This window comes from Ruegeria sp. BHSA123 (assembly GCF_059613425.1).
The window spans coordinates 1-2,426 of the sequence record NZ_JBXWSL010000150.1; the positions used below are offsets into that span (position 1 = coordinate 1).

The following is a 2,426-nucleotide window of genomic DNA, read 5'->3' on the forward strand; positions in this document are numbered from 1 at the left end:
CAACCTGCCGTAACTTTGAGACAATCTCTTCCGGCTTCGGTCGCTTGTTTGCCATTCTTGGTCCTCCGTTTCCTAAACATAGCGGTGGACCAGTTCAGATGGGGAGGCTCACTTTTGCGCCAACCGTCGGACAACTGCCATCAATCCCAACAGGACCAGAACAGACGTCAAGGCCAGCAGAATCTGTGCCGGAACACTCACACAAGCACCTCTTCCACGACAAAGTCCGAGTAGAAAAAGGCCATGTCGCGTGCCTTCAGTCGATCCTCGATCGCGTGACGTGTTTCTATTTTTCCCTTATGTACGACGGGCACGCGGCGGGGCGCCATCATGTTCCAATACACAAGGCGGGCCTTGGGCGCGGCAGCGGACAGGATAGACACGTAAACCTGTTCAAACACTTCGGGTGACATATATTCGAAGATATCCGACAGGTTGAAACCATTGGCCTTTTCGCCAGTCGAGACGAAGGCCTCCAACGACCCCGGACGGATATCCAGGCGGTCCAGGCGGGCGCGGATCGTATCAAAATGCTCGGGTCTCCAGGCCATTGGGAGCGCGTCGCCATGCGTTCCCTTCAGAATCCAGTGCAAATATGAATTTCGCGATGGGTCGGTATCAACACCTGCGTGGCGAATTCGACGAGCTACATGCTGGGCGGGGCTGCCCTCGACGTGATCAAAGAATGCCTTGTCGCGACCCATGCGCCCCATCACAAAACGCGAGAAGAACACATTCAGCAGCAGCCGCCATCTGAAGGTATCAAAGCGCGTGTCAAAGAAAACTTCGCGCGCTTCGGGTGTTCGGGGCGTAAAGACATCATCAATCGTGCGTCGGGAATGAACAAGCGGCAAAAGCCGGGTGCGGAAGATGCGAAAATACCGCTCAAACTTGCCGACCCCGCCTATCCCGTGGTGCTCGACATCCGGGACAAGACCGGTCCAAAAGGCACGTGTTTCAGGGTCGGTTTAAGGTGGTGGACAGTGCCCCCCGTGTTTTTCCACTTTAAGGCAAACGGAAAGACCCGTCGAAATTGCCCCTCCGAACTCGCCCCAAGGGCAAGGGGGGAGGTGGAAACTTGGAGGCTGTCACTTCGGAAACCCATCGCGCTCCTGCCTGCGAAATATCCTCTCCCGGAAACAGGGGTGCGGGTTTTGCGCTTGAGCGAAGCGTAGACCGACCCCGCCAGATCACAGCCTGAAAGGAGGCCAAAATGTCCAAGCAACCGAACGAAAAGAACGAGCGCTTGAAACGCCGCTTCGTGGACTACCGCAAATATGCGCGCCAACTGTCGGACAAGACACTGGAGCGCGAATTGGCTGCGCTGGAGCGCTTTGATGTCTGGAACGGGCGTCAGGATTTCGCGAAGTTCCACATCCAATGGGCCATGGAGTTCCGCGCTCATCTGGAAAAGGCCAAGGGGACCACCGGCAAACCCCTGAGCAAATCCACCGCCCGTGCCATCATGGCGACGCTGCGCGAGTTCACGCTGTGGCTGTCGCAGCAGGACGGGTTCCGCAGCCGGATCAGGACGTCGGACGCGGAGTACTTCAACCTGTCGCGCCGCGACGAAGCCGAAGCGCGCGCCGCCCCGCCGCGTCCAGCGCCCAGCATCAAACAGGCCAAGCGTGCCTTCGAGATGATGCCTGCGACCAACCCGCGTGAAATGCGGGACAAGGCGGTCTTCGCTTTGCTCTGTCTCACCGGTATCCGCGTGGGCGCGTTGATCTCTCTGCGGGTTCGCCATGTCGATCTGATTGAGAAATCCGTGACGCAAAACCCGCGCGAGGTGGCCACGAAGTTCGGCAAACGCATCGACACCTTCTTTGCCAAAGGCTTCCCCGAAGCCGAAGCGGCCTTGCGGGCGTGGATCACCCATCTAGACGAAGAGGCCCTGTACGGCCCCGACGATCCACTCTTCCCCGCAACCGCCATCGCGCCTCAATCCAACACCGGGTTTGCCGCCGAAGGGTTCGACCGGCGACCGTGGAAAAGCACCGAACCTGTCCGCAAGATTGTGAACGGCGCGTTCCAAGCCGCCAAACTCGACAGTTTCGGCCCGCACGCCTTCCGTCACATGCTTGCCCGCCGCGCGACAAAGGACTGCACTGTCCCGGAACTTGTCGCTATGGCCCAAAACCTTGGTCATAACGATGTGCTGACAACCTTGCGGAGCTACGGCCAACTTAGCCGCGAACGCCAGCGGGCGCTGATCACTGGCGAGTCAGAGGACGATGTGTTGGACGACTGATCCAAGCCGGATCAAAGACGCGGCGAGCGTGGGAATGGATGTGGGAACGCAAGATATATACTTGCGAGTTTCCCATCAATATCAAAGCACTAAGGCGATGAAATGGCGGAGACGAAGTCCGCCTATCTGGAGCTGCATAGAGTTTCACCCTGCAGCAGCTATTGCGATTTTTATA

General features: G+C 58.1%; 1 protein-coding gene and 1 pseudogene. One reads left to right on the plus strand and one right to left on the minus strand.

Annotated features, from left to right (window positions below; all coding sequences use genetic code 11):
* Positions 1 to 197: 197 nt before the first annotated feature.
* Positions 198 to 953 (minus strand): annotated as a pseudogene (locus tag AC2FNC_RS20650) (DUF3419 family protein); the annotation flags it as partial.
* A gap of 260 nt (positions 954 to 1,213) precedes the next feature.
* Between AC2FNC_RS20650 and AC2FNC_RS20655 the strand changes: the two are divergent.
* Positions 1,214 to 2,251, plus strand: a complete 1,038-nt coding sequence (locus AC2FNC_RS20655; RefSeq protein ID WP_480494426.1) for a tyrosine-type recombinase/integrase — start codon at positions 1,214 to 1,216, stop codon at positions 2,249 to 2,251.
* Positions 2,252 to 2,426 lie beyond the last annotated feature (175 nt).